This window comes from Lentzea sp. NBC_00516 (assembly GCF_036346835.1).
Classification (GTDB): Bacteria; Actinomycetota; Actinomycetes; order Mycobacteriales; family Pseudonocardiaceae; genus Lentzea; species Lentzea sokolovensis.
Genome location: NZ_CP107840.1, coordinates 3,142,023 through 3,167,517 on the forward strand (window position 1 = coordinate 3,142,023; position 25,495 = coordinate 3,167,517).

The 25,495-nt window shown below is 69.8% G+C and carries 17 protein-coding genes; 4 read left to right on the forward strand and 13 right to left on the reverse strand.

Translation table 11 applies throughout. From position 1 onward, the window contains the following. Positions 1-49: 49 nt before the first annotated feature. The 4 genes from OG205_RS14110 to OG205_RS14125 all read right to left on the reverse strand — a co-directional run bounded on the left by OG205_RS14110 (position 50) and on the right by OG205_RS14125 (position 4,395). A complete protein-coding gene (locus tag OG205_RS14110; RefSeq protein ID WP_330276685.1) occupies positions 50-1,180 on the reverse strand; it encodes a lipase family protein in 1,131 nt (376 codons plus the stop codon). 86 nt (positions 1,181-1,266) lie between these two features. Next, entirely contained in the window at positions 1,267-2,628 is a 1,362-nt protein-coding gene (locus OG205_RS14115) for an FAD-binding oxidoreductase (protein ID WP_330276686.1), read from the reverse strand. 125 nt (positions 2,629-2,753) lie between these two features. Next, the gene (locus tag OG205_RS14120) at positions 2,754-3,851 is read right to left on the reverse strand and encodes a calcium:proton antiporter (protein ID WP_330276687.1); all 1,098 of its coding nucleotides are present in this window, start codon (positions 3,849-3,851) and stop codon (positions 2,754-2,756) included. A gap of 133 nt (positions 3,852-3,984) precedes the next feature. Beyond that, positions 3,985-4,395 (reverse strand): SSI family serine proteinase inhibitor, encoded by a 411-nt coding sequence (locus OG205_RS14125; protein ID WP_330276688.1) that lies wholly within the window; start codon positions 4,393-4,395, stop codon positions 3,985-3,987. A 145-nt stretch (positions 4,396-4,540) separates the two neighbouring features. Here OG205_RS14125 and OG205_RS14130 point away from each other — a divergent pair, with 145 nt between their 5' ends. The 4 genes from OG205_RS14130 (at position 4,541) to OG205_RS14145 (ending at position 8,935) form a co-directional block, all read left to right on the forward strand. Beyond that, positions 4,541-5,227 carry a D-alanyl-D-alanine carboxypeptidase family protein gene (locus OG205_RS14130; RefSeq protein WP_330276689.1) on the forward strand — a complete coding sequence of 229 codons (687 nt, stop codon included), beginning with the start codon at positions 4,541-4,543 and terminating at the stop codon, positions 5,225-5,227. Between the two features lie 90 nt (positions 5,228-5,317). Continuing rightward, entirely contained in the window at positions 5,318-5,938 is a 621-nt protein-coding gene (locus tag OG205_RS14135; RefSeq protein WP_330276690.1) for a TetR/AcrR family transcriptional regulator, read from the forward strand. A gap of 33 nt (positions 5,939-5,971) precedes the next feature. Further along, positions 5,972-6,469: a COG4315 family predicted lipoprotein gene (locus tag OG205_RS14140; protein ID WP_330276691.1), complete on the forward strand. Its 498-nt coding sequence runs from the start codon at positions 5,972-5,974 to the stop codon at positions 6,467-6,469. Positions 6,470-6,694: 225 nt separating this feature from the next. Continuing rightward, positions 6,695-8,935, forward strand: coding sequence for a glycoside hydrolase family 3 N-terminal domain-containing protein (locus OG205_RS14145; protein WP_330276692.1), 2,241 nt, complete (start codon positions 6,695-6,697; stop codon positions 8,933-8,935). On the opposite strand, the gene OG205_RS14150 is transcribed toward OG205_RS14145, so the two are convergent. The 9 genes from OG205_RS14150 to OG205_RS14190 all read right to left on the reverse strand — a co-directional run bounded on the left by OG205_RS14150 (position 8,913) and on the right by OG205_RS14190 (position 25,383). Next, on the reverse strand, positions 8,913-9,689 hold the full coding sequence (locus OG205_RS14150) for a hypothetical protein (protein WP_330276693.1): 777 nt from the start codon (positions 9,687-9,689) through the stop codon (positions 8,913-8,915). The two genes, OG205_RS14145 and OG205_RS14150, sit on opposite strands and share 23 nt — an antisense overlap. After that, a complete protein-coding gene (locus OG205_RS14155; protein ID WP_330276694.1) occupies positions 9,686-11,434 on the reverse strand; it encodes a class I SAM-dependent methyltransferase in 1,749 nt (582 codons plus the stop codon). The genes OG205_RS14150 and OG205_RS14155 overlap by 4 nt, the downstream gene beginning before the upstream one ends. Beyond that, entirely contained in the window at positions 11,431-12,567 is a 1,137-nt protein-coding gene (locus OG205_RS14160; protein ID WP_330276695.1) for a glycosyltransferase, read from the reverse strand. The genes OG205_RS14155 and OG205_RS14160 overlap by 4 nt, the downstream gene beginning before the upstream one ends. Then, positions 12,564-13,331: an alpha/beta fold hydrolase gene (locus tag OG205_RS14165; protein WP_330276696.1), complete on the reverse strand. Its 768-nt coding sequence runs from the start codon at positions 13,329-13,331 to the stop codon at positions 12,564-12,566. The genes OG205_RS14160 and OG205_RS14165 overlap by 4 nt, the downstream gene beginning before the upstream one ends. Continuing rightward, entirely contained in the window at positions 13,324-13,584 is a 261-nt protein-coding gene (locus OG205_RS14170; protein ID WP_036014077.1) for an acyl carrier protein, read from the reverse strand. Before OG205_RS14170 ends, OG205_RS14165 begins: the two co-directional genes overlap by 8 nt. Then, positions 13,584-17,249: a beta-ketoacyl synthase N-terminal-like domain-containing protein gene (locus OG205_RS14175; protein WP_330276697.1), complete on the reverse strand. Its 3,666-nt coding sequence runs from the start codon at positions 17,247-17,249 to the stop codon at positions 13,584-13,586. Before OG205_RS14175 ends, OG205_RS14170 begins: the two co-directional genes overlap by 1 nt. Beyond that, positions 17,237-23,731 carry an SDR family oxidoreductase gene (locus tag OG205_RS14180; RefSeq protein ID WP_442916820.1) on the reverse strand — a complete coding sequence of 2,165 codons (6,495 nt, stop codon included), beginning with the start codon at positions 23,729-23,731 and terminating at the stop codon, positions 17,237-17,239. Before OG205_RS14180 ends, OG205_RS14175 begins: the two co-directional genes overlap by 13 nt. A gap of 210 nt (positions 23,732-23,941) precedes the next feature. Beyond that, complete coding sequence (locus OG205_RS14185; RefSeq protein WP_330276699.1) at positions 23,942-24,736, reverse strand: hypothetical protein; 795 nt, start codon at positions 24,734-24,736, stop codon at positions 23,942-23,944. Beyond that, a complete protein-coding gene (locus OG205_RS14190) occupies positions 24,733-25,383 on the reverse strand; it encodes a macro domain-containing protein (protein ID WP_330276700.1) in 651 nt (216 codons plus the stop codon). The genes OG205_RS14185 and OG205_RS14190 overlap by 4 nt, the downstream gene beginning before the upstream one ends. Positions 25,384-25,495: the final 112 nt, after the last annotated feature.

Below are 25,495 nucleotides of genomic sequence, written 5' to 3' on the forward strand. Positions count from 1 at the left end.
GGCCGGCGCCGGAGGGATTCACCTTCCGGCGCCGGTTTCCGGCTCCCCTCTAGCAGTTCGGGCGGGTCGGCTTGCCGGCGAAGCGGTCACCCAGCCACAGCAGGGCGTTCGAACCCCACGCGCTGACGGCGGTCACGTGGCCGAGCAACGGCAACGGCGTCCACTGCACGTCGGCGCCGAGCGAGCACCACTGCGAGCGCAGCTTCTGCCCGACGGCGAACGGGATCAGCTCGTCCAGCGTGCCGTGGTAGAGGTACACGGGCGCGACCGGCTTGACCGAGCCGAGCGTGTTCTCCTTCAACCGCTTCTGCCACAACGGGTTCTGGATGACGTCCGGCGTCGTCGTCAGCGAGTTGAGGCGCGTGAGCGGTGCCACCAAAGCGATCTCGGCCACGCACGACTCGCGGATCTTGTTGATGACCTGCGTGCCACGGGCGTTGAGCAACGACGACAACGGCAGTTCGGGATAGGCCGCGGCGTACCCCGCAGCCGCCGCGAACACCAGGCCCGAACCGACATTGCCGTCGTTGAACTTCGCGACCGCGTTGAGGTCGGCCGGCACCCCGCCGGCCGCGACACCCACGACGTTCAGCGAAGGCGCGTAGGACTTCCACTGCTCGGCGGCGGCCGACGCGGCCTGACCACCCTGCGAGTAACCGAAAACGCCGACCGGCGCGTCAGCCGACAGACCGGGGATCCCACTCGCGGCACGGGCCACGTCGAGCAGCGCCCGTCCCTCCGAACGCGCCACCGCGTAGGTGTGATCCCCTGGCGTGCCAAGGCCTTCGTAGTCGGTCACCGCGACCGCCCAGCCGTTGAACATCGCCTGCGCGAGGAACGCGATCTCGACCTCGGTGCCGTTCTGCAACTGCCGCGACGGCGCGCACTGGTCGCCCATGCCCTGCGTGCCCATCGCGTACGCCACGATCGGCCGCGGACCGTTGTTCCACGGCAGCGGCGACACCAGCACCATGCCGGACACGACCGTGCCGTCGCCCGTCGCGGACGTGGAGTTGTACCGGATGTCGTACGCCTTCACCGGCGCGGGCAGGAGCCTGAGCGGTTCCGGGTGCCACGCCACCTCCCGGCTGCTGACCAGATCCCCGGGCGCGGCCGCCATTGCGGGCGTGACCAGGGTGAACAACAGAAGAACGGCGGCGAGCACGGCACGGAGCTGCATCGTTGGACCCCTTTGTGGTAACCGGCGTTACCGCAATGTAGGGCCGAACGCCGCAACAGGACAATAGTCCGTTCGGCTTTATGGATTCACACGAGGCCTTGAGCGAAGGAAAAGACCCGATCAGGGTCGTACTTCCGCGCCACCTCACGAAGCCGGGTCAGCGACGAGCCGTAGTACGCGTTCGCCCAGTCCGGCATCTGCGGGTCGAGGTAGTTGACGTACCCGGTGGCGCCGAACATCCTGCCGAGTTCATCGCGCGCGACCCCCATCGCACGCCGCGCGTTCGCCTCCCCCGCGGCCAGGGTCAGTTCGACCTGGATGCTGGCCAACGCACTCCGGTGTGGGAAGGCGGAAGCCGGACCACGGCCGACCGCGCCCCCTAGGGCGTCGATCATGTTGTACGAGTTCGGGGTGTTCTTGAAGATGTCGGCGAGCTTCTGCGGGTCGGTGATCGGCTTCGTCAGCATCCGCGACGTCGCGACGTAACTGCCACGCGACTGCGAGCCGCCGCCACCGTTCCAACTCGGGCGGCACGAGCCGTCGTTGACCCTGCACCACGCGAACCGTTCCATCGCGACGAGGAAGCTCTGCTCCTGCTCACGCCGTGAGGTCGGCGGCGAGCCGACGCGACGGACCAGGTCGTCCAGCAACGGCTTCAGGTTCACCGGCGTGCCGGCGAAACAGCCGCCGACCTCGACGTACGGGGTCGAGCCGCTGCCCACGCCCACGGTCGAGGTGAGCGCGTCCGGCGCCTTGCCCTGCCAGTCCGGCCACACGCTGAGCAGCGAGGCCAACGACGCCGAGGGGAACGCGAGGGTGAAGGTCGTCAGGTTGCGCGCCGGTTCGGTGCGGAACACGAACGACGTGACGATGCCGAAGTTGCCACCACCGCCGCCGCGCAACGCCCAGAACAGGTCGGGGTGTTCCGCCGCCGAGACCGTGCGGTGCACGCCGTCGGGCGTCACGATCCGCGTGCTGACCAGCCGGTCGCTGGTGAGGCCGAACTGCCGGGCGGTCACGCCGATGCCGCCGCCCAGCGTCAGCCCGGAGATGCCGACGGTCGCGCACGTGCCGGCCGGCATCATCCGGCCGGCGTTCGCCAGCGCGACGTACAGGTCCATCAGCAACACGCCCGCGCCGACCTCGACCGTGCCGTCGGCGCGGACGTCGATCCGGTTCAGGCCGCGCACGTCGACGACGAGAGCACCATCCGCCGTGGAGTAGCCGGGATAGCTGTGGCCGCCGCAGCGGGCGGTGATCCGGGTGCGCTCAGCGCGTGCGATCTCGATGCACCGCTGGACATCCGCCGGTGACGCGACTCGGGCGATCGCGCTGGGGCGTTGAGCGTCGTACTGCGTGAAGTAACCGAGCTTGGCGTCTCTGTAGGCGGCGTCGCCGGGCCTGATCAGCTGGACGTCCATTGTGGACTTGCCGATCAGTGCCGACACAGCTCCTAAAGCGGCCGTTTGCAGAAGTGCCCTGCGACGCAACATTCCACGAACCGTAGGAGCCGGACAAACAGGCACACAACGGATCAAGCGACCGGTTCGAATCCCGGCATAGCGCCGTGGCGCTAAGGGTTCACAGCCAGGAACAGGAACGCCGCGAGCAGAACCAGGTGCACGCCACCCTGCAGACGGGTCGCACGGCCCGGCACCACGGTCAGGACGCTGACCAGAACCGTGAGCAGCAGCAGGATCATCTGCGTCGACCCGAGGCCGAGCATCAACGGCCCGTCGAGCCAGATGGTCGCCAGCGCGATGGTCGGGATCGTGAGGCCGATGCTCGCGATCGCCGAGCCGTAACCGAGGTTGATGCTGGTCTGGATCCGGTCGCGCAACGCGGCGCGTGCGGCGGCGATCGTCTCGGGCAGCAGCACCAGCAGGGCGATGACGACGCCGACGAACGACTGCGGGAACCCGGCGGCGCGCACGCCGGCCTCGATCGCGGGCGACTCGATCTTCGCGAGGCCGACCACGGCGATCAGCGCGACGAGCAGGAAGCCGAGCGAGAGCAGCGCGGCCTTGCCGGACGGCGCCTCGGCGTGTTCGTCGGCCTCGATGACGCCGTCCTCGTCGACGGGGAGGAAGAAGTCGCGGTGCCGGACGGTCTGGGTGAAGACGAACATCGCGTACAGACCGAGGGAGGCGATCGCGGCGAACGCGAGCTGCGGGCCGGAGAACTCGGGGCCGGGCGTGGTCGTGGTGAACGTCGGCAGCACCAGCGTGAGCGTGGCGAGCGTCATCACCGTGGCGAGCGCGCCGCCGCTGCCTTCGGCGTTGAACAGGATCGTGTGGTGCTTCATCGCCCCGAGCAGCAACGCGATGCCGATGATGCCGTTCGTGGTGATCATGACCGCGGCGAACACCGTGTCGCGTGCCAGCGACGACGCCTCGGGGCCGCCGGACACCATCAGCGTGACGATCAGGGCCACCTCGATGATCGTCACCGCGACCGCGAGGACCAGTGAACCGAACGGCTCCCCCACCCTCAGTGCGACGACCTCGGCGTGGTGCACGGCGGCGAGCACGGTCGCGGCGAGCACCAGGGCGACGAGAGCGACGAGCACGCCCCCGAGGTCACGGCCCCAGGTCAGGGCGAGCAGGAGCAAGGCGAGCACGGGGGTGACGGTCGTCCAGTGCAGCAGTGGGAAGCGCGGGGCGGCGGCCATGATCCAACCCTCGCATACCGGCCGGGCCGTCCGCCATTCGGCGCAGCCCTCATTCCGGCGGCAACAAAATGTGGAGCGGGGCGCCCCTGCCGCGCCCCGCTCCACATTTTTATTTCGATGCCGTGTTCGATCCCTAGAAATCGAAGAGGGCACCGGTGTGCGCCAGCATGACGCACGAGTTCGGGTAGGTGTGGACCTCGTTCACAGGCTCACCGCGCCAGAAACCGAACATCGAGACCTCGACGGGCGCGTAGTGGAACGTGCACGCCCTGTCATCCGCCTGCATGGTCTGCAGGTCGGCGCCTGCGGAGGCCAGCGTCGCGCAGGCGAGGGCCCTGCGCGGGTGCCGGTCACCTCGTTCGCAGGTCAGGACGGTCGCCTTGAAGGCGCCGCCGTCGAACTCCGAGTACTGGGCGGACAAGAGCAGCGCGGTACCACCCCGGGAAGAAGACGGGGACTGTGCGGCTGGGGCGGCCTGCGCGGTGCCGGTGAAGACGAAAAGTGACGCGAACAGAGCGACGATCGCAAAAATGCGGCCGAACATGAAAACGGTCCTCCTGAGACCTCATTAAAACGGGCCGGTTCTCGGCCGACGCAGATGTTGCCACCATGTTTCATCGCAGCGAAAGGGGCCAGCAACTGTTCACCGATCACATTTGCGCGCTCCGCCGAAAGCGTGATTGGGCCGAATGGATGTGGCGCTCGACACGTTCACCGAGACGCAGCTGCCGACGGACTGTTACGGGTTGCTGACAGACGCGGTTGCGCGCGGACGTATTATTCGAATCATGTCCAAGACCTCCAGACGCGTCGTGTTCGGCGTGCTCCTGATCGTCACACTCGTGGTTTCCGCCGGCGGTGCGCTGGGTTACCTGGGCAGATTGACGCTCGTGTTCGACCGTCATCCGGGAAAGCCGCTCGCGATTGTCGAGGAAGTTCCGGGACCGCCGGACGGGCCGAACTGCTCGATCGACGCGCGCTACTTCGACGAGGAGCCGCGGGGCCTGCGGCCCGAGGTGCTGAAGGCGTGGCTTGCGCTGCGCGCCAAGGCCTCTGAGCAGGGCGTCAAGCTCTGCCTGAACGACGGCAAGCGCAGCCGCCAGCAGCAGCAGGCCGAATTCGACGAGGCGGTGAAGAAGTTCGGCACCGAAGAACTCGCGTCGAAGTACGTGCTGAACCCGCCGGACCGTTCGATGCACGTGATCGGATTCGCCGTCGACATTCAGCCGATCGAATCCGCGAAATGGGTCGAGAACAACGGCAGCAGCCTCGGCTGGTGCCGTCGTTACGAAAACGAGCAGTGGCATTTCGAGTACAACGCCGGCTACCCCACCGGGGGTTGCCCCGCCCTGATCCCCAGCGCGACGGGCAGCTGACCCCCGCGCAAAGGTCTAGACGCCTGGGGTGCGCGGGAGGTTGCGCCGACGTAATCTGACAAGCCCAGTTACCAGATTGGAGCACCCCCGGTGGCCCGTGCCTACGGCGGCATTTCACCCGAGCAGCGCAAGGCGGAGCGCCGGGCGAAGCTGTTGCAGGCAGGCCTCCAGCTCTTCACCAGTGCGGGCTTCGCGGCCACCAAGATCTCCGGGCTGTGCACCGAGGCCGGTGTCTCCACGCGCAACTTCTACGAGGAGTTCGCCTCGAAGGAGGACCTGCTGCGCGACCTGCACGACCTGATCAACGCCACGGCGTTCGCCCAGGTCCGCACCGCGCTCAGTGAACTGGAGAGCACCGACGTCGCCGTCCGGATCACGACGCTGCTGGACGTGTTCGTGCACAGCGTCACGGCCGATCCCCGTGCGCCGCGCCTCAACTACGTCGAGGCCGTGGGCGTGAACGCGGAGATCGAGCAGCAGCACGTGCGCTGGGTGAACACGTGGGCGGAGTTCATCGAGTCCGAGGCGCTGCGTGCGGCGGCCACGGGCGTGGCGCCGCGGCGGTCGTACCGGCTCACGGCGATCGCGCTGGTGGGGGCGATCACGGGGCTGCTGCGGGAGTGGCAGGCGCACCGGCCGCCGCTCGCGATCAACGAGATCGCCGCGGAGATCCGCGAGCTGATGCTGGCGGCCATCCTGCGGTCGCACTGAACCGGTGGGGCACCTCTGTCCGTAACCACCCGTGTGAGCCGATTCGCCGTTCTCGCGCTGTTGGTGTGCCTCGGGGCCTGTTCCGCACCGCCGGAAGAGGAGACCGCCTCGCTGGCCGAACTGGAGGCCGCTGCCGGTCCGGTCGCGGGGCCCGCCCAGGTGCTGCCGGGTGACATCGCGAAACTGCGGGTCGAGGAGTCGCCCGCGGTCGGCACGGTCGTCGCCGACCGTGAGCACAACACCCTCTACTTCAGCACCCAGGACGGCCCGTCGAAGTCGACCTGCCTCGAACCCGAGTGCACGCTCGTCTGGGTGCCACTTCTGGCCGCGGGCGGCAAGATCGAGGCGCCGGGCCTCGACCAGGCGCTGCTCGGCACGACGAAGCGTCCGGACGGCCTGGAGCAGGTCACGCTCGCCGGCAAGCCGGTGTACCGCTACGTCGACGACGAAGGCGCGGGCGACACGACCGGGCACGGCGTGGACGACCGCTGGTTCGCCATCTCACCCGCCGGGACGAAGGCCTCTCGCTAGCACCCGAATTTTCGGCGTCCGGGCGCGACAGCGCGGCGTGACGTCTAGGCCACACACTGGAACCGGCTGCTCTTCGGAGTAGCCGGTTTGTCGCGTTCGTGTTACTCAAACGATTCGTTTGTACCGGAAATCCCGAAACCGGTTTCGCGCGGAACCGGTTTCAGGTATCAACTGTGAGAGCGCTCCCACAGACGCTGCCGCCGCACGAGCCCTCTCGGAGACCACATGGATCGCGACGACGTGCCCTACCTCGACGCCACGCTGCCCACCGCGGAGCGGGTGGCGGACCTGCTGGGCCGCATGACGCTGGCCGAGAAGGTCGGCCAGATGATGCAGCTGGACTCGAGGGAGGACCTGGACGACCACGTGCTGCGCAAGCACGTCGGCTCGATCCTGCACACCTCGCCCGAACGAGTGCTGCGCGCGCAAGACCTCACCACGCAGACACGGCTGCGTGTCCCGTTGCTCATCGCCGAGGACTGCATCCACGGCCACTCGTTCTACGAGGGCGCCACGATCTTCCCGACCCAGCTCGGCATGGCCGCGAGCTGGGACCCGGACCTGGTCGAGCAGGTCGCCCGCGTCACCGCCGTCGAGGCCGCCGCGACCGGCGTGCACTGGACGTTCTCGCCGGTCCTGTGCATCTCGCGGGACCTGCGCTGGGGCCGCGTCGACGAGACGTTCGGCGAGGACCCGGTGCTGATCGGCGAGCTCGCGGCCGCCATGGTCCGCGGCTACCAGGGCGACGGCCTCGCCGACGAGACGGCGATCCTCGCGACCGCCAAGCACTTCGCGGGCTACTCGGAGACCCAGGGCGGCCGGGACGCGAGCGAGGCGGACCTGTCGCGGCGCAAGCTGCGGTCGTGGTTCCTGCCGCCGTTCGAGAAGGTCGCCCGCGCCGGCTGCGCGACGTTCATGCTCGGCTACCAGTCCACCGACGGTGTGCCGATCACCGTCAACTCGTGGCTGCTGGACGAGGTCCTGCGCGGCGAGTGGGGCTACAAGGGCACGCTCATCACCGACTGGGACAACGTCGGCCGCATGGTCTGGGAGCAGAAGCTGCAGCCCGACTACGCGCACGCCGCCGCGGCCGCCGTGAAGGCCGGCAACGACATGATCATGACCACCCCGCAGTTCTTCGACGGCGCGCTGCAGGGCGTCGAGTCGGGGCTGCTGGCCGAGTCCGACCTCGACCGCGCGGTCACCCGGATCCTGACGCTGAAGTTCGACCTCGGCCTGTTCGAGAACCCGCGCAGGCCCGACGCGGAACGCCAGCGTGTGATGATCAACCACGACGACCACGTGGCGCTGAACCTGCAGGTCGCGCGCCGTTCGCTGGTGCTGCTGCGCAACGACGGCGTGCTGCCGTTCAGCAAGCCCAAGGGCAAGATCGCCGTCGTCGGCCCCCTCGCCGACGACGCCCAGACCCAGCTCGGCGACTGGGCGGGCTCGTCCGGTCAGGCCGACTGGCTGCCCAACGGCCACCCGCGCGAGATGATCACGACGGTCCTGGACGGGCTGCGCGAGCTCTCGTCGCAGGAGATCACGTACGCCCGTGGCGCCGACATCCTCACACTGGAGCCGGACCCCGAGGGCGACACGTTCCCCGACGGCCAGCCGCGCCCGCCGGTCGTGAAGGCCTGCGCGCCGGACGCGAACCTGATCGCCGAGGCCGTGGCGGCAGCCGAGGACGCCGACTACGTGGTCGCCGTCGTCGGTGACGTGATCGAACTGGTCGGCGAGGGCCGGTCCACCGCCACGCTCGACCTCATCGGCGGCCAGATCGCCCTGCTGGACGCGCTGGCCGAGACCGGCAAGCCGCTGGTCGTGGTGCTGCTCGCGTCGAAGCCGCTGGTGCTGCCCGCGTCGGCGCGCAACGCCGCCGCGCTGCTGTGGGTGGCCAACCCCGGCATGCAGGGCGGCCGGGCGATCGCCGAGGTGCTGCACGGGCTGGTCGAGCCGAGCGGCCGTCTGCCGATCTCGTTCGCGGCGCACGCCGGTCAGCAGCCGACGTACTACAACCAGATCCGCGGCCAGCACGGCACGCGCTACGCCGACCTGACGCAGGAGCCGGCGTTCGCGTTCGGCGAGGGCCTGTCGTACACGACGGTCGAGTACGGCGACCTGCACGTGGAGACGGCGGTGCTGCGCCCGGACGAGACGGTCAGGGCGTCGATCACGCTGTCCAACACCGGCTCACGGCCCTCCCGCGAGACCGTGCAGGTCTACGTGAGCGACGCCGTCACGTCGGTGAGCTGGGCGGACAAGGAGCTCAAGACGTTCAAGCAGGTCGACCTGCAGCCCGGCGAGACCGCGAAGGTCGAACTGGAGCTCCCGGTCTCCGCCTGCACGATCGTCGACGCGGCCGGGCTGCGCGTCGTGGAGCCGGGTGAGTTCGTCCTCCTGGTGGGGCCGAACTCGAAGGACCTCCGCCGGGCGGAGTTCACCGTAAAGCCGCTGCCTTGAAGGGACCCGGGACGATCGTGAGGTAGCGGGGAGCGATCTCCACCGCCTTCGTGATCGCCTTCTTCACCGCCGGGACCAGGTCCGCGTCGACGAGTGCGACAGCGGGCCTGCCCGGCGGGTCCACCAGCATGCTGGCACCTCGCGCGCCGGCGGCCAGCGCGGCCTCGACGACCGCGTCCTGCTCGGGATCCGGGTCCTGAGCGTGGTGGTACGCCGTCAAAGCCACACCGAGATCTTCTGCCTGCCGCGTGTACGGCCGCTCCACCTGCGGTTCCGGTCGCCGGACTCGGGTGTCGACGACGAGCAGCCGCTGGCCCGGCAGGTCGAGCGCCTCGGTCCGCGACTCTTCGAACCGCTCGCCCGCGAGCTCCTTGAGCGCCAGCTCGACGGCCGTTCTGAGCGCCTCGCTCGCGGACAGTCCACTCCCCCGCGGCAGGTCGACGCTGCACATCAACGCGGCTCCGCCCCACGCCCGCACGCCCGCCGCCCACTCCGGGACGTCGTCGGACGGCAGCAGCGCGCGTTCGGTCGGCCGGTTCACCGACACGAGTTCGAGCAGGCCGTCGTCGCGCCGATCTCCCGCCACGATCGCACCCCACTTGGCGGGCACCTTGATCGCACCACCGAGCAGGTTCAGCACGCCCGGCGCGTACCAGACGCCTTCGGCGGGCCGTCCGAACGTGCGCCGGAACGCGTGCGGCACCAGCCTGAGCTCCGGCGCGAGCTCAGGCCGATCCGCGATGTCCACGGTCATGACCGCTCTGCCGATTCCTTCTGGGCAAGCAGCCGGTAGGCGTTGCCGTTGCCGGTACGAGCGGCGAGGAACCGGTTCACCGTCTGGTCCAGCGCCAGCGCGACGAAGAACGCGGGGATTCCCAGCGACCACACCAGGAAGCTGCGGGTCCGGCGGAGCCTGACCTTCTCCGGACGCCACGGCGCCGGCGTGCGCGGTGCCTTGTCGCCCAGCCACAGCAGCAGCGCGAGCGTGAAGTCGTTGCAGAGGTGGGCCTGCTTGCGTTCAGTGGCCACCGTGGTCAGTCCGCGGTCGGCCAGGGCGTGCTCCAGGTTGCCGATCGGCATCATGTGCTGGTGCTGCGGCTGGAACCACGGCATCCAGTACTGGCCGAACAACCGGCCGAGCCGCCATTCCGGATCCGGCAGCTCGATCAGCAGGTAGCCGCCGTTGGGCAGCACGTCCGCCGCGATGTCGAGCTCCTCCCACGGATCGCGCACGTGCTCCAGGTAGTGGTGCATGCTGATCACGTCGTAGCGGCCCTTGAGCTCGCCCGCGAAGTCCTTGAAGCTGCCCCGGTAGGAGTTCTCGATCCGGCCGAGCCTGGCCGCCTCCTCGATGGCCGCGCCCTGGTCGAGCCCGTCGAACGTCGTGGCCGGGAGGACCTCCTTGGCTCCCAGGCAGAAGTGGGCGTGCCCGGAACCGACGTCCAGCCAGCGTTCGGGCTTGATGAACGGCTCGACCATCCGTGCCCGGCCGTAGTAGGGGTCGGTCTTGCCGGAGAACACCGCTTCCGCCGACGCCTCGCCGAGGCCGTCGTAGAAGTCGCGGTAGTAGAAGCCGAGGCCCTCCTCGGTCAGCCGCGGGTTCTGCCAGACGTGTCCACATCGGACACACCGGTCCATCGTGAACGTGCCGGGCTTGCGCTGCACCAGATCCGCCGCGGTGACCCAGCGGCGCAGGTCCGTGCTCCCGCACGACGGGCAGTTGTCGCGCGGCGCCTCGTGGAAGTTCCGGTCGCGGTTCTGCTCGTACCAGGGCCCGGCGGCCTCGAGGGTCTCGGCCTGGCGCTTCTCGGCTGTGGACTTCTTGCCACCAGAAGTCTTGAACCACAGGTAGGGCGTGCGCAGGACGCGCGGCACCCACAGGTCGCGTGGCCGCAGCGGCGTTCCGGCGAACACCAGGATCGGGTGCGCCCAGTACGCGGCCAGCGCGACGAGTCCCCACTGCCAGTTCGTGATCAGGGCGGCGGCGACGGTCGCGTACCCGATGACGGAGCCCGCGATCCACAGCGACGGCCGCTTCCCGAGACGCCGCAACATCGCCGCGCGGTACCCGAGGTCGTACGGACCGGCCTTCAGCCCCGGCGCGACCGCGATGTCGACCACCGCGTGCACGTGGTCCTTGACCCGCCGCACGTACGCCACGAACTCCGTCGGGTCGTCGGGGTCGACCTCCTCGGCGTACTTCTCCCGCACCAGAACGGCCTGCGACGCGCTGATGCCGCGCGCCCACTGGTCGTCGCGGTACTTGCCGGGATCGAACGCGCCGAGCAGGTCCAGCGCGGCCACCGTCGGCAGGTCGCGCGGTACGAGATCGACGAGGTCCGCGGCGGTCTCCCACGAGCCCTCCGGATGGACCCCGGTGGCGGTGAGAAGCGAGTGCTCGCTCGCGCCCGGAGCGAGCACTCGCAGCTTGGACGCGCGGGACCGCAGGCGCAGCACGTCCAAGAGGACGACCAGCACCACCAGCACGGTGAGAATCACCCGGCCACCACCTTTTCCAGTCGGTCGGCTGCGGCCGCTGCGCCGCCTGCCGCCAAGAACGATTCGCGCACCAGCCCGGCGGCGGCCGCGTACTCCGGCTCGTCCAGCACGGACTCCAGTGCGCTGCGGATGTCTGCTGCGCGCGCCCGCGAGTAGGTCAGTCGTACTCCGGCGCCGGCCTGCACGACCTGGGCGGCGACGGTCGGCTGGTCGTCCCGGATCGGTGCCACGACCAGCGGCAGCCCGTGCGCCAGCGCCTCGCAGACCGTGTTGTGGCCGCCGTGCGTGACGACCGCGTCCAGGTGCGGCATCAGCGCGAGCTGCGGCACGGACGGCAGCATCAGGACGTTGGGCGGCGCGGGTCGCGGTTCGGCGACCATCACGACCCGGACGGCGAGACCGGCGACGGCTTCCAGGACCTGGCCGAGGAAACGTTCGCCGGCGGGTCCGTTCAAGGTTCCCAGGGAGACCAGCACGCTGCGCGGCTCCGACCCGCGCACCAGCCACTCCCACGGGAAGTCCACGCGTTCCACGCGATGGCTCAGCGCGGGCCCCACGAACGCCACCTCGTCGCCGAACTCCCCCGCCACCAGCGCCTTGGAGCTGTAGACGAGCACGAGCAGCTCGGAGAACCTGATGTCCCCGTCGGCGAAGTCGTGCAGGAGATCGCGCACCCAGGCGTCGACCTTCGGCATCGTCCTCAGTGGATTGACGAGCTCGGCGGAGGTGCTGGCGGACGTCGCCCACGGCACTCCGGCGTTGCGCGCCACCAACGGCCCCGCCAGCGCCTGCTGGTCGGCGACGATCACGCCCGGCCGGAAGGCCCGGACCGCCGCGTCGACCCCCGGCACCATCGCGTGCCCGAGCGGGATCAGGAACTCCTCCCAGAAGAACTTGAGCACCGCCATCCCGCGCAACGCGAGCCAGCGCTCCCGTTTCGCGCGGATGTCGGCTTCCAGGAGGTCGTCGATCGCGGGGAAGATCCGCGCGTTGTCCGGCAGGAGTGGTGTCAGCGTGCCGGGATGCCCGACCCACGCGACGTCGTGCCCGCGCGCCAGCAGCTCGCCGCCCACGGAGGCGGTCGGGTTGACGTGGCCGGTCAGCGGCGGCACCACGAACAGGAACCGGCTCATGACGGCAACCAGTCCAGCAGCACGTCGAGCAGTTCGGCGGTGGCTTCGCGCAGGACCGTGTGCCCCAGCCCGGTCACGACGTGCAGGCGGCACGACGGGATCCGCTCCTGCAACTCGGCGGCGGCCCCGATCAGTTCGGACTCGGCCCCGTACACCCCGAGCACCGGGCACTGGACCTGCGTGAGGTCGAGCTTCGCTCCGGAGCCGAGGTCGTCGATCAGCGTCGTGCCGTTGAGCAACGCGTTGGCGTTCACGGCGAGCTTCGCGATCTTGCGCTGGCCGAGGGCCATCAACTGGTCCTGCGTCCGGTCGAACTCCAGGCCCAGCGCGGCGACCGTCAGCGTGTTCGTGATGTCCTCGAACCACGCGTCGCCGACCACTCCCCCGACCGCCGACTCGACCAGCACGACGCCACCGACCCGTTCGGGCGCTTGGACGGCCGCGTGCATCGCCACGACACCGCCGTAGCTGTTGCCGATCAGGAAGACCGGCTCGGTCACGCCGATCTCGTCCAGCACGGCGACCAGGTCCAGCGCGCTCTCCTCTGGTGTGTAACCGGAAGGCGGCCGCTCGGACAGGCCGTGCCCGCGCAGGTCGAACAGCACCGTGCCGAACCTGGCCTGGGCCAGCGGCGCGGCGAGCGTGTAGTAGAAGCTGGACAGGTTGTCCATCACCAGGCCGTGCACGAACACCACGGTCGGCGCGTCAGTAGGCCCAAGCCGCTGCACGTGAAAGCGCAACCCTCGGGCGTGAACCTCAGACACGCGCCGTGATGTGGTCGACGAGGCGGCCGACGGACATCGCCATGATCTCGTCGATGTCCATGTCCGCCAGGAAGGCCACGAGATCCACGCCGTAGTGGGCGTTGAGCTTGTCCGCGAGGGCGACGAACTCGATCGACTCCAGGCCCAGGTCGTCGCTGAACGTGGTGTCGCGGGTGATCTCCACGCCCAGCAGGAAGTCCGGCCCGACCACCTCGGTGATCAGCTTGGCGACCTGCTGCAGCACCTCGTCCATCACATCTCCGTTCGCACGCGGGCCGCGGCTCGCCCTTGTTCTGAAATGACTTCGATCCGTGGCACGGCGAACGCGCCGCGCACCCGGCCATCGGCGTTCATGGTCAGTTCCGCCGGATAGACGGGTCCGGCCCCGCGATCCCACAGCCACGCGCGCACGGCGTCCTTCGCCGCGATCACGCGCAGCAGCCAGTCGCGCTGGGCAGGCACGTCCAGGTCGCCGTAGTGCAGTCGTTCGGTCGAGTTCAGGTAGCGGCGCATGATCAGGTCACGGGTCGCGCTGTCGGACCAGTTCTCGGTCACCCGCAGCCATTCGCCGTCCTGTGTGGACAGCATCTCGGTGCCGGGCTTGAGCTTGACCTGCCAGATCCGGTCGTCCGTGGTGAAGCGGCGGGTGGTCCAGCCGGTGATCCGGCACCACAGCGCGCCGTTCACGGTCAGCTCGGCGTCCGCGATCATCACCTGCTCGGTGACCTCGCGGATCCACGCGGTGCACTGGACGTCCGCTGTCGGCACCGGCCCGTGGAACGTCACCTGTTCGATCCCGGTCGGCAGCACGGTCTGGTCCTCGGTGCGGCAGACCTGCATCCAGTGACCGATCAGCTGCCCGGCGCTGTCCAGCAACGCTCCCGGCGCGGGCAACGGCGTCAGCACGCCCGCGATTCCGTTGTCCGCCAGGCAGTCGATCTTCGTGACGCCCGCGAACGCCGGTCCGTGGAACATCCAGTTGTCCCGGTACAGCTCCTCAGCAGAGACCGGCGCCTCGCGAACGCCCTGCAGCTCCTTGCTTTCGGACTGGACGGCCTGCCGTGCCATCAGCACGATGCCCTCGGCGTAGTCGCCGACCTTCACGACGACCCGGTCCTGGCCTTCCGCACGGGCGGAGATCTTCACCGTTGTCGCGGGCAGGGCCGTGAGCCAGCGCTTGGCCTTGACCTGCGCGAACCCGTGCACGGTGCCGCCGGTGAGGCGGCGCGCGGCGTCCGCGAACACCTCCAGCAGGCCGGTCGCGGGCACGATCGGGAACCCGTCCGAGAGATCGGGCCAGCCGGGTGCCTGCGGGAACACCGAGTGGTCGACCAGTTCCGGCATGGTCCGCAGCGAGAACTCGCGGGTGAACCCGGCCTCGTTGGGCCTGAGCGCGCCGACGACCTCACGCGCGACCGCGTTGGTGTGGGCCAGGAGTTTGTTGACCGCCGCGGACATCGGACTGTCGTCGGCCACCAGCACCGGTTCGGTGCCGAGCGCGTCCAGCCTGATCTTCGGCGTGCCGAGCTTGAGCTTGACCTTGTGGGCCGTGCCGCGCTTGAGTCCGAACGCCCACAGGGCTTCCGGCGCGATGTCGGCGTTCACGGCGATGTGCGGCCGGTCGTTCAACGTGTCCCCGATGAACCCCGGCAGGCTGCCCTGTCCGATTTGGACGAAAGCGCGGAATCCCGCGCCGTGCAGCCGTTCCAGCAGCGGCCGGAACCTGACGGGCTCGACCAGGTGCCGCAGGACCAGTTCGCGGACCTCGCCGGCGCCCATCGGTTCGAGGGAGTTCGCCGACCACACCGGGATGTCCGACGCGCGGACCGGCAGCGCGTCGAGCATCTCCTTGGCCCGTCCCAGGTACGGGGCGAGCGCCGGGGTGTGGAAGCCGGTGCGGAACGGCATCAGCTGCGCCATCACGCCGTTGGCCTTGAGCGTGACCAGGACCTCTTCGAGGCGGTCGATCGGGCCGCAGATCACCGACTGGTGCGGGCAGTTGTCGTGGCTGACCGTCACGCCCTCGACCAGGTACTGCTCGGCGGTGTCGGCCGAACAACCCAGTGCGGCGTAGGCGATGTCGACGACCGCGACCGCACCGGGCCCGAGTGCCGAGACGAACTCGTCGATCGTCGGGTAGATGCCGCCGACGACCATCGCCGTCCACTCGCCCATGCTGTGCCCGGCGAGCGCTCCCGGTGTGATGCCGAGTGCCATGAGTTCGCGGGCTTCGCGGCGGCCGTCCTGCAGCAGTCCGACGGCGTGGTCGACGACCTCTCCGCTGAACTCGCGCTCGAAGCCGGGGAACACGAACGCGACCTGGTCGGTGCCGGTCAGCAGCGGCTGCGGGGAGAACCAGATGTCGTGCCGGCCGGGCCACGCCTTGCCCTGGGCGAGAACGCGTTCGGCCAGCTTGAGCTTGCGGTCGTCCGGGTTGCCGATGGCGAGCCGGAACGCCCTGTCGGCGCTGGACGTGCGGCGTTCTCCCAGCGCTTTCGCCAGTTCCTCCGCGGTGTCGGCGGCGAAGGTCATCACCGGCTTGCGCGGCTTGGCGATGGTGTGGCCGTCGAGGACCGCGTGGGCGTTGATCCCGCCGAACCCGAACGCGTTGACGACCGCGCGGTGCCGTCCGGTCCACTCGCGAGCGGTCGTCACGGGCGTGAACCTGGTGCCGGTCAAGCTGCTGTGCGGGTTCTCGACGTGCAGGGTCGGCGGAAGCGTGTTGTGGTGCAGGGCGAGCGCGGCCTTGATCAGCCCGGCCATGCCGGCGGCGGGCATCGCGTGGCCGATCATCGACTTGACCGTGCCGATGCCGATCTCGTCGCCCTGGCCTCCGAAAGCGGCGATCATCGTCCGCAGTTCGGCGGCGTCACCCGCGGGCGTGGCGGTGCCGTGCGCCTCGATCAGTCCTGGCGGGTTCTTCTGGGGATCGAGGTCCGCGTTGGCCCACGCCCGTTGCACGGCAAGGATCTGGCCGTCGGGGTTGGGCGTCATCATGCTGGTCGCGCGGCCGTCGCTCGCGGTGCCGATGCCGCGGATCACCGCGTAGACGCGCTCATCGCCGACGTCCTCCAGCCGCTTCAGCACGACCATACCGACGCCCTCGGACAGCAGCGTGCCGTCCGCGCTCGCGTCGAACGGCCGGATGCGCTCAGTCGGGCTCAGCGCCCTGAGCTGTGTGAACACGCTCCACAGCGTCGGGTGGTGGCAGACGTGGACGGCGCCGGCGAGCATGGCGTCCGCGCGACCCTCCTGGAGTTCGCGGACGGCGTGCTCGACGGCGACCAGCCCGGACGCGCAGGCCGCGTCCACGGTGTAGGCGGTGCCCTTGAGGTCGAACCGGTTGGCGATGCGCGACGCCGCCAGGTTCGGCACGAGGCCGATCGACGCCTCCGGCTGCTCCGGCCCGAGGCGGTCGCGAATGGCCTGGCGCACGGTGTTCAGCTCGGTGCCGGCGAGGTTCGGGAAGAGGTCTTTCACGACCGACACGACCTCGTCGGCGAGCCGGACCCGTTGGTCGAGCCGCGCACAGCCGGGCGTGAGATACCCGCCGCGTCCCACGACCACGCCGACGCGGTCCCGGGAGGGAAGCATCGACTCACCGCCCGCGTCCGCGATGGCCTCGGCTGCCGTGGCGAGGGCGAGCAACTGGTCGGGCTCCGCGCCGTCCACAGTGGACGGCATGATGCCGAACCTGGTCGGGTCGAACTCGGCGAGGTCGTCGACGAACCCGCCCTTGCGGCAGTAGAACCGGTCGCTGGTCCTGCTGTCCTGGTCGTAGTAGGTGGCCGGGTCCCAGCGGCCGGGCGGGATCTGGCCGATGGCGTCGACGCCGCTGACGATGTTGCGCCAGAACGTCGCCGCGTCGGGGGCACCGGGGAAGACGGCGCCGATCCCGACGATCGCTATGCCTCCCATCGGTAGACCACCTGCACGTCCTGACCGTTCGCGATCTCGTTCAGCAGCGCGTCGACGCCCTGCTTCGGCTCGATCAGCGGGATGCCGCGCCGTGCGTACTCGTCGGCGAGCCCGACCGCCATCCCGGCACCGGCCCAGGGACCCCAGTCGACGGCGACGACCCTGCGCTGAGCACCCCAGAACCTCGCCATGCGGTCCAACGCGTCGTTCGCGGCCGAGTAGTCGGCCTGGCCGCGGTTGCCGAAGACACCGCTGACACTGCCGAACAGCACGAGGAACCCGTCGCCGAACGCCTTGGCACCGTTGACCTTCGTGGCCCAGACGCGGTCGAACGACTCCTGCGTCTTGGCCTCGATCAGCTTGTCGTCCAGCACCCCGGCGCCGTGAATGACCCCGTCGATCCGGCCGAACCTCGCCTTGACGTCGTCGATCACCTTGCCCACGGCCTCGGCGTCGGTGACGTCGCACTCGTGGTACCGAACACTCGATGCCCTGGCGCGCAACCGTTCCATGGTCTGACGGACTTCGCGTTCGGCGAGCACCTTGCGCGCCCTGGCCGGCACGTTGTCCTTCTCGCCCAGCTCGAACAGCGCCTTCACGAGCTCGGGCTCGGTCGTGGCGTGGCTCAGCCGGTGGTCCTCCGCGGCGATCGGCGTGCGGCCGATCAGTTCGACGTGGCAGCCGGTCCGCTCGGCGAGTTCGATCGCGGCGAGCGCGGTGATGCCGCGGGCGCCACCGGTCAACAGCACCACGCTGTCGGCGTCGAGGTCGAGGGTTCCCGCTTCGAGGTCTCCCGGGATCGCCTCGATGACCTGCCGCCTACCGGCCTGGTAACCGACGACCGCCGGACCGGGCCCGATCTCGGCGAGCAGCGCGGTGGCGATGTCGCGGTGGCTTTCCTTGGGGTTGACGTCGACCGAGCGCACGACGAGGTCCGGGTACTCGAGCGCGGCCGTGCGGATCAGGCCGTGCAGGCCGATGTCCGCGGGCAGCTCGTCGGGCGTGTGGTCGAAGCCGAACGTGCCGCCGCCCGTGGTCACCACGACGAGCGCGACCCCGTTCGTCACGCACTGCTTGACCTCGCTGAACGCCTCCGGCAGCCGAGCCTGCAGCCGGATCACGACGTCGATGCCGGTCAGGTCGTCCGGGAACGCCGGTTCGATGCGCGGGCGGGCGGTGTGGCGTTCGAGCAGGTCGGCGAGTTCGAGCCCGATCCCGTTGTCGTCGATGATCAGCACGGTCCTGCCGCCGAGGTCAGCGGGCTCGGCTGGCTCAGCAGGCACCACCTGCGGCACGAGCCGGACGAGCCTGCCCGCTGACGCCGGCAGCGCGAGCACGGGCGCCGGAGCGGGGAGTGCCGGGGTGTCGCCGAACCACGCGACGATCCCGTCGATCGTCTTCAGCTGGGCCAGTTCCTCGACGCCGCCCGTCGCGCCCAGCTCCTGGGCCAGTTCGCCCACGATCTCGGCGCGCTTGATGGAGTCGATCGACAGGTCCGCTTCCAGGTCCAGACCCGGCTGCAACATCTCGACCGGGTAGCCCGTGCGCGTGCTGATCGTCTGCAGCACGACTGTCCGGACGTCCTTCGCCGCAGTGATGACCGGGGCCGCGGAGCCGAACCAGCCGACGATGCCGTCGATGGTCTTGAGCTGCGCGAGCTCGTCCACCGAGCCCACCGCGCCCAGCTCCGCCACCAGCTCGCCGACGATCTCCGTCCGCTTGATGGAGTCGATCGACAGGTCGGCCTCCAGGTCCAGGCCCGGCTGCAGCATCTCGACCGGGTAGCCGGTGCGGGCGCTGATCGTCCGCAGCACCACCGTCGCGACGTCTTCCCGCTGTGCTGCCTGCGGTTGCGGCACGACGACCACCGGCTGGTCGATCACCTGCCTGGGCGCGGGCACCGCGGCGGGTTCGGTGCCGAGGTAGCTCAGCAGCACGTCCCGCTGCGCGCTCACCGCGTCCCGCATCCCGTCCAGGAACTTCTCGATGATCTCGTCGCGCCCCAGCCCTGAGCCGACTCGGAGAGTCGGGAACTCGGTCGCGGGCCGAAGCCCACCGGGCAGTGCGTCGCCGTTCGCGTCCCGCACGAGTCCTCCATCCACGTACCAGCCCGGCCGTGGCGGCACGACCGTGGCGGGTTCGGCCCTGTCCTCGAACAGCGGTGCGGTGTCCACCTCGACACCGGCGACCGCGAGTGCTGCCAGCGTGCGCAGGAAGGTCACGTGGTCGTCGCAGCGCAACGCCTGGTGCGGCCGGTCGCCGAGGGTCTTGCCGACCAGCGACGTCAGCACGCCGCCGGGGCCTGCCTCGACGAAGATCCGCGCGCCCGCCGCGTACATCGACTCGATCTGGTCCACGAACCGCACGCGGCCCGCGAGCTGCGCGGACAATCCGTCGCGCACGTCGGTATGCGGAGCCGCAGACACGTTCGACCACACCGGGAACCGCATCGAGCCAAGAGAGGTGGCTGCGAGACGGGCCGCGAACCGGTCGCGGGCCCCGGCCATCAGCGGGCTGTGGAACGCGGCGGCGACCGGGATGTTCTTCACGGTCAGCCCGGCGCTCTTCAGCACCTCGACGGCGTTGTGCACGGCCTCGGTCGGACCCGAGATCACGACCTGGTCGGGCGCGTTGTGGTTCGCCACCACGACATCGGACGGCAGCAGGGCCTCGACCTCGGCCACCGCGGCGGTCACGGCGGCCATCGTGCCGGGGTCGTCGCCGACCGCGTCCAGCATCGCCTGGGCCCTGGCCGCACTGAGTTCCAGCAGTTCAGCCGCCCCGAACGCGCCGGCCGCCGACAACGCGACCAGTTCGCCGTAACTGTGGCCACCGGCCAGATCCGGCCGCACGCCGACGGAATCCAGCAGCGACGTGACCATCAGCCCGGCGATGCCGAGCGTGGGCTGGGCGTTGCGGGTGTCGGTGATCTCCGCCCGCTGCCGGGACACGTCCTCGGCGGTCAGCGCGGCCGCTGGGTACATCACCCGCTCGTAGCGCGCGTCGAGGAAGTCCTGCAGTCGTGGGAAGGCCGTGACCAGGTCGAGCAGCATGCCCGGCCGTTGACTGCCCTGACCTGGGTAGAGGAACGCTATTTGTGGCCGTTCTCCCGACCTCAGCGACACCACGTCGGACTCGCGCCAGGCCTCGACGTCCTTGAGCGCCTTCTGCAGGCTCTCGTGATCGCTGACCACGAACGCCGCCTGGACGGTTCCTTCATCACATGCCGCGGCGAGCGAACGCAGCGGAGTGCGCACGTCGACCAGCGCGGCGAGGCGAGCGGCTTCCCGTTGGGCGGCGGCCTGATCGTCGCCGCGGATCAAGAACAGCTCGGCCGGCCAGGCCTTCAGGCCGTGGCGGGGTTCGTCGGCGCCGGTGTAGCCCGCGATGACGGTGTGGAAGTTCGTGCCGCCGAACCCGAACGCGCTCACACCCGCGACCCGGTTCTTGCTCGCCCACGTGCGGTGGCCGAACGCGAACGGTGAGGTCTCGGCGTCCCAGAAGGCGTTGGGCTGCTTGACGTGCAACGTGCCAGGTCGTAGTCCGGTGTGGACGGACAGCGCCGCCTTGATCACACCGGCCAGGCCCGCCGCGCACTTGGTGTGGCCGATCTGCGACTTGACCGAGCCGATCGTGCAGGTGCCGGGTTCGACGCCGGAGAACATCCGGGTCAGCGAGGCCAGTTCGGTGCGGTCTCCCACCACGGTTCCGGTGCCGTGCGCCTCGACCAGTCCGACGTCGGTGACCGGCAGCCCGGCCGACGCGTAGGCGCGGCTCAGGGCTCGCTGCTGGCCTTCCGGACGTGGCGCGGTCAGGCCCAGCGACCGGCCGTCGCTCGACGCGCCGATGCCCTTGATCACCGCGTAGACGCGGTCGCCGTCGCGTTCGGCGTCGGCCAGCCGCTTCAGGACGACGGCGGCCACGCCCTCACCGAGTGCGATGCCGTCCGCAGCCGAGTCGAACGTGGCGCAGCGGCCCTTGGCGGACAGGGCTTTCACCGAGGCGAACATCTGGTAGTCGTGCGCGCTGTTGTGCAGGTCGACCGCGCCGCACAGGACCATGTCGCTGGTGCCGCCGACGAGTTCCTTGCAGGCCACGTCGAGCGCGGCGAGGCTGGACGCGCAGGCGGCGTCGACCGTGTAGTTCGCGCCGCCGAGGTCGAGCCGGTTCGCGACGCGGCCCGCGATCACGTTGCCGAGCACGCCGGGGAACGAGTCCTCGGTCAGCTTCGGCAGGTGGTCGTCCAGGCCGTTGATTCCCAAGGCGGGCAACGCGGTGCGGACCGTGTAGGCGTTCGCGAGGTCGGCGCCGGCTTCGGCACCGAAGATCACCGACGTGCGTTCGCGGTCGAACACCCTGGTCTGGTACCCGGCGTCGGCCAGCGCCTTCGCCGACACCTCGAGCGCCAGCAGCTGGGCCGGTTCGATCGAGGTCAGCGACGCGGGCGGGATCCCGTACGCGAGCGGGTCGAAGGCCGTGCGCGGGAGGAAACCGCCCCAGCGGAACGGGCTTCCGTAGCGTTCGGGCGACCAGCGGTCCGGCGGGATCTCGGTGATGGAGTCGGTGCCCGCCAGGACGTTCGCCCAGAACTCGGCGACGTCACGGGCACCCGGCATGATCGCGGCCATGCCGACGATGGCGACGTCCAGCGGTTCCGCGGCGGTCTCGTGCTCGGTGGTCTCGGGCAGCACGCCGGAGACGATGTCCTCGTGCAGCCGGGCGATCGTGGTGCGTTCGGACCGCAGGGTCGCGACCTGGCCGATCATGAACATGCCTTCGCGGCGCTGTTCGTCGTCACCGACCTCTTTGAGGACACCGTCGTCGCGGACGAGACCGCGGCTGGCGAGCCGGAGTCGTCCCAGGTTGAGCTGTTCGAGCCTCTCCCAGCTCTCCTGCTTCGACAGTCCGGTGAGCTCGGCCCGCGCCTGCTCGAACGTGTCCACATAGGACGTCTGGGCACACCGGACGGCGTGGCCGGGTGAGGTCTCCAGCAGCGCGGTGTCCTCGCACTCCAGCGCGACCTGCTGGAACACCGGGCGGATCGCGCCGTGCGACACGGCTTCCTCGGTGAACAGGTAGGCGGTGCCGACGAGAACACCAATGGCAGCGCCGCGTGCCGCGATCGACGCGGTCATGGCGGAGATCATCGCGGCCGACCGGGCGTCGTGAACGCCGCCCGCGAACAGTGCGACAACGTCCTTCTCACGTCCGCGCAGCACGTCGATCTGCTGCTGCCACAGGGTGAAGCTGGTGCGGGGACCGGTGTGCCCGCCGCACTCGGAGCCCTCGAAGACGAACTTGCGCGCGCCCTCGTCGAGGAACCGGCGCAGCAGCGCGGGCGACGGCACGTGCAGGAACGCCTCGATGCCGGCGTCCTCCAGTTCCCGTGCCTGCGTGGGCGTGCCACCGGCGACGATCGCGTACTTCGGCCGGACGGCCAGCACGGCCTCCATCTGCCGCGCCCGCAGTTCGGGCGGTGCGAAGCCGAGCAGTCCGACGCCCCACGGCCGGTCGCCGAGCTTCTCCGCGGTGTGCTCGAGCAGCGTGCGAACGGCCGGGCCTTCCATCAACGCGAGCGCGAGGAACGGCAGCGCACCGCCCTCGGCGACGGCCGCGGCGAACGCGGGCTGGTCGCTGACGCGGGTCATCGGCCCCTGCGCGATCGGGTAGCGCAGGCCGGGGACGCGGTCGCAGAACGGTCCACCCGGCCGGATCGGGCGGTGCTCACCCGCCAGGGTGAGATTGTCCCGAATGCCCCGCGCAATCGCGCTGACCACGCCTCCAACGGTCCCAAACGAGGTACGGTAGAAATCAGCCAAGGAACCTTCTTGACCAATTTCGAGCGTGTTTTGACGAACATGAACGCGTAACCCGCGGTTCACGACGGTGTCGGCGCCATCCATCATGCGGACGGCGTTGACAATTTCGCCGGAAATATGTTTTCGAGCCTCCGCGACGAGTGTGAGCTGGCCTTCCAGCACCACTCCGCGCGCACCGCCCGCGATCGCCGCGGCAGCCGTGTCAGGCCCGATCGAACCCGCCACCCAGACCGGCAGATCGGTCAGCGCGAGCACCTGCTGGAGCAGCACGAACGCGGGCGAACCACCCACTCGGCCGCCTGACTCGGCACCCTTCGCGATCAAGCCGGTGGCCCCGAACTCGATCGCCGCAGCGGCTTCCGCCACCGAGGTGATCACCGCGAGAACACGGCGTTCACCCAGTTCAGCGAGGGTTGGAGCAGCACGGGCGAGATCGACTACGACGGTGTCCACGGCTTCGGGCAGCGGGACCGTCAACGGTCCGTGCAGTCTCACCCCGAACGCACGCGGATGACGCGCGACCACGCGGGCGAGGTCGGCGGCGGCGTTCGGCCCGAGGTCGAGCACGCCGAGCCCACCGGCTCGTTCGGCCGCGACCACGAGGGCCGGGTTGGGGGTGCTGAACGGACTCAGACACAGCACCCGTTCTCGATCCGACAGCATGTTCACTGTGCTCACTTCCTCACCCTGCAGGGGTGGGGAGAAAGGAATTCAGCTAGGGTTACTACTGACCGGTACGGTGACAACGCGCTCACCGTACGCACAAACCCGATGCGCCGTCGAGAGGGTGATGAAACTTTCTCACATACGTAACCTGACGAATGGCCCCGGATGGCGGGGGGTCTTACTCCAGTTCGCGGATAGCCCGATGTGCTATGGCAGACCCAGCACCTCGGTGATGTCCGCCCGCACAGACACTGCCCGTTCACCAAGATCAGCAGGCACCTCGGCGTGCACGGTGTTGATTCGCACCAACCGAGCGCTTGGCAGGCTGCGGACCAGCGATTCCACCGGCCGGCGAATGACCGTGGGCGTGCTGAACCCGGCGCCGATCTCGATCACGAGCACGCCGTCGCCCAGCCACTCCCGCAGCCGTGTCCCCGCGGGCGCGTAGTGGTCGGGCACGTACTCGGGCCCCTTGTGCACGTTCAGGAACACCTCTCCCCCGCAGCGCGGGCACGCCGGCACCGTCTCGGTCTCCCCTGTCAAGGCGTCGTAGGTGGCCAATGCGGCTTCCACGATCGGCCTACTGGGCCACGTTTCCCGTGTGCACGGCGTCTCGCACTGGTAGCGGCCGTAGTCGCCCTGCGGCGTCCACACCCGGTCCTCCGCGAAACCGTTGCGCGCGAACAACCCGTCCACATTGGACGTCAGGACGAAGTGGCCACGGGTGCCGACCAGGTCCCGCACCCTCGTGTACACGGGGTTCGGCTCCTCCCCGAACCGGATGTCGTCGACGTGCACGGACCAGTAACCCCACAGCAACCTGGGCGGTAGCGGCAGGCCGATCAGCTGGTACCGCGCCCACAGGCCCTTCTGGTGCAGCACCGGGAACAGTTCGGCGAACCGTTCGGTGTCCGAGTAGTCGTAGCCCGCCGCCGCGGACAGTCCCGCGCCCGCCGCGATGAGCACGCGATCGGCCTCGTCCAGCCAGCGTTCCAGCGTCACAGCAACTCCCGGTAGACAGTCTCGTCCTCGCCGCCGAACGCCACGAACACGACGCGGTCGAACCGGCCGGGGTGCGTGGTGAGCCAGTCCCGGACGGTGCCGATCGCGATGCGTGCGGCCGGCCTTTTCGGAAACCCGAAGATCCCGGTGCTGATGCCGCTGAACGCGACCGTGCGGATTCCCGGTACCTCGGCGGCGAGGTCGAGGCACGCCCGGTAGGAGTCGGCGAGCGCGGTTCCGTGGGCGGGCAACAGGTTCCCGCGCACGATCGGGCCGACCGTGTGCAGCACGAACGGCGCGGGCAGGTGGTAGCCGCGGGTGATCTTCGCGGTTCCGGTCGGCTCCGGCGTTCCCTGCAGCGTCATGATCCGCCGGCAGTCGGCCCGCAGCCGCGGCCCGGCGGCGTGGTGGATCGCGTTGTCGACGCAGGCGTGCATCGGCTGGAAGCAGCCGAGCAGGGCGTCGTTGGCGGCGTTGACGATCGCGTCGGTCCGGAGCCGGGTGATGTCGCCCCGCCAGACCGCGAGCGGCGCGGGCAGCGTCAGGGCGTTCGCGAGCGGTCGCTGCCGACGTTCGCCGCCGAGCAGCGCGTCGAGCACGGCGACGAGTTCGGGGTCCAGCGGCGCGGGTTCGCGGACGGTGAGCACCGCCCGGAGCATGCGGCGCCGGTCCCCCCGCCTCGCGTGGCAGCCGGAACCGGCCGACCCACGGGTCGTCGCCGAGCATTCGCAGGGCGAGACTCGTCAGGAGTTCGAGTTC

Coding starts and splice junctions, on each gene's coding strand:
- OG205_RS14130 (WP_330276689.1), top strand. CDS start 4,541: ATGGATGTGGCGCTCGACACGTTCACCGAGACGCAGCTGCCGACGGAC.
- OG205_RS14170 (WP_036014077.1), bottom strand. CDS start 13,584: ATGGACGAGGTGCTGCAGCAGGTCGCCAAGCTGATCACCGAGGTGGTC.
- OG205_RS14160 (WP_330276695.1), bottom strand. CDS start 12,567: ATGAGCCGGTTCCTGTTCGTGGTGCCGCCGCTGACCGGCCACGTCAAC.
- OG205_RS14120 (WP_330276687.1), bottom strand. CDS start 3,851: ATGGCCGCCGCCCCGCGCTTCCCACTGCTGCACTGGACGACCGTCACC.
- OG205_RS14150 (WP_330276693.1), bottom strand. CDS start 9,689: ATGACCGTGGACATCGCGGATCGGCCTGAGCTCGCGCCGGAGCTCAGG.
- OG205_RS14145 (WP_330276692.1), top strand. CDS start 6,695: ATGGATCGCGACGACGTGCCCTACCTCGACGCCACGCTGCCCACCGCG.
- OG205_RS14180 (WP_442916820.1), bottom strand. CDS start 23,731: ATGCTGTCGGATCGAGAACGGGTGCTGTGTCTGAGTCCGTTCAGCACC.
- OG205_RS14125 (WP_330276688.1), bottom strand. CDS start 4,395: ATGTTCGGCCGCATTTTTGCGATCGTCGCTCTGTTCGCGTCACTTTTC.
- OG205_RS14175 (WP_330276697.1), bottom strand. CDS start 17,249: ATGGGAGGCATAGCGATCGTCGGGATCGGCGCCGTCTTCCCCGGTGCC.
- OG205_RS14110 (WP_330276685.1), bottom strand. CDS start 1,180: ATGCAGCTCCGTGCCGTGCTCGCCGCCGTTCTTCTGTTGTTCACCCTG.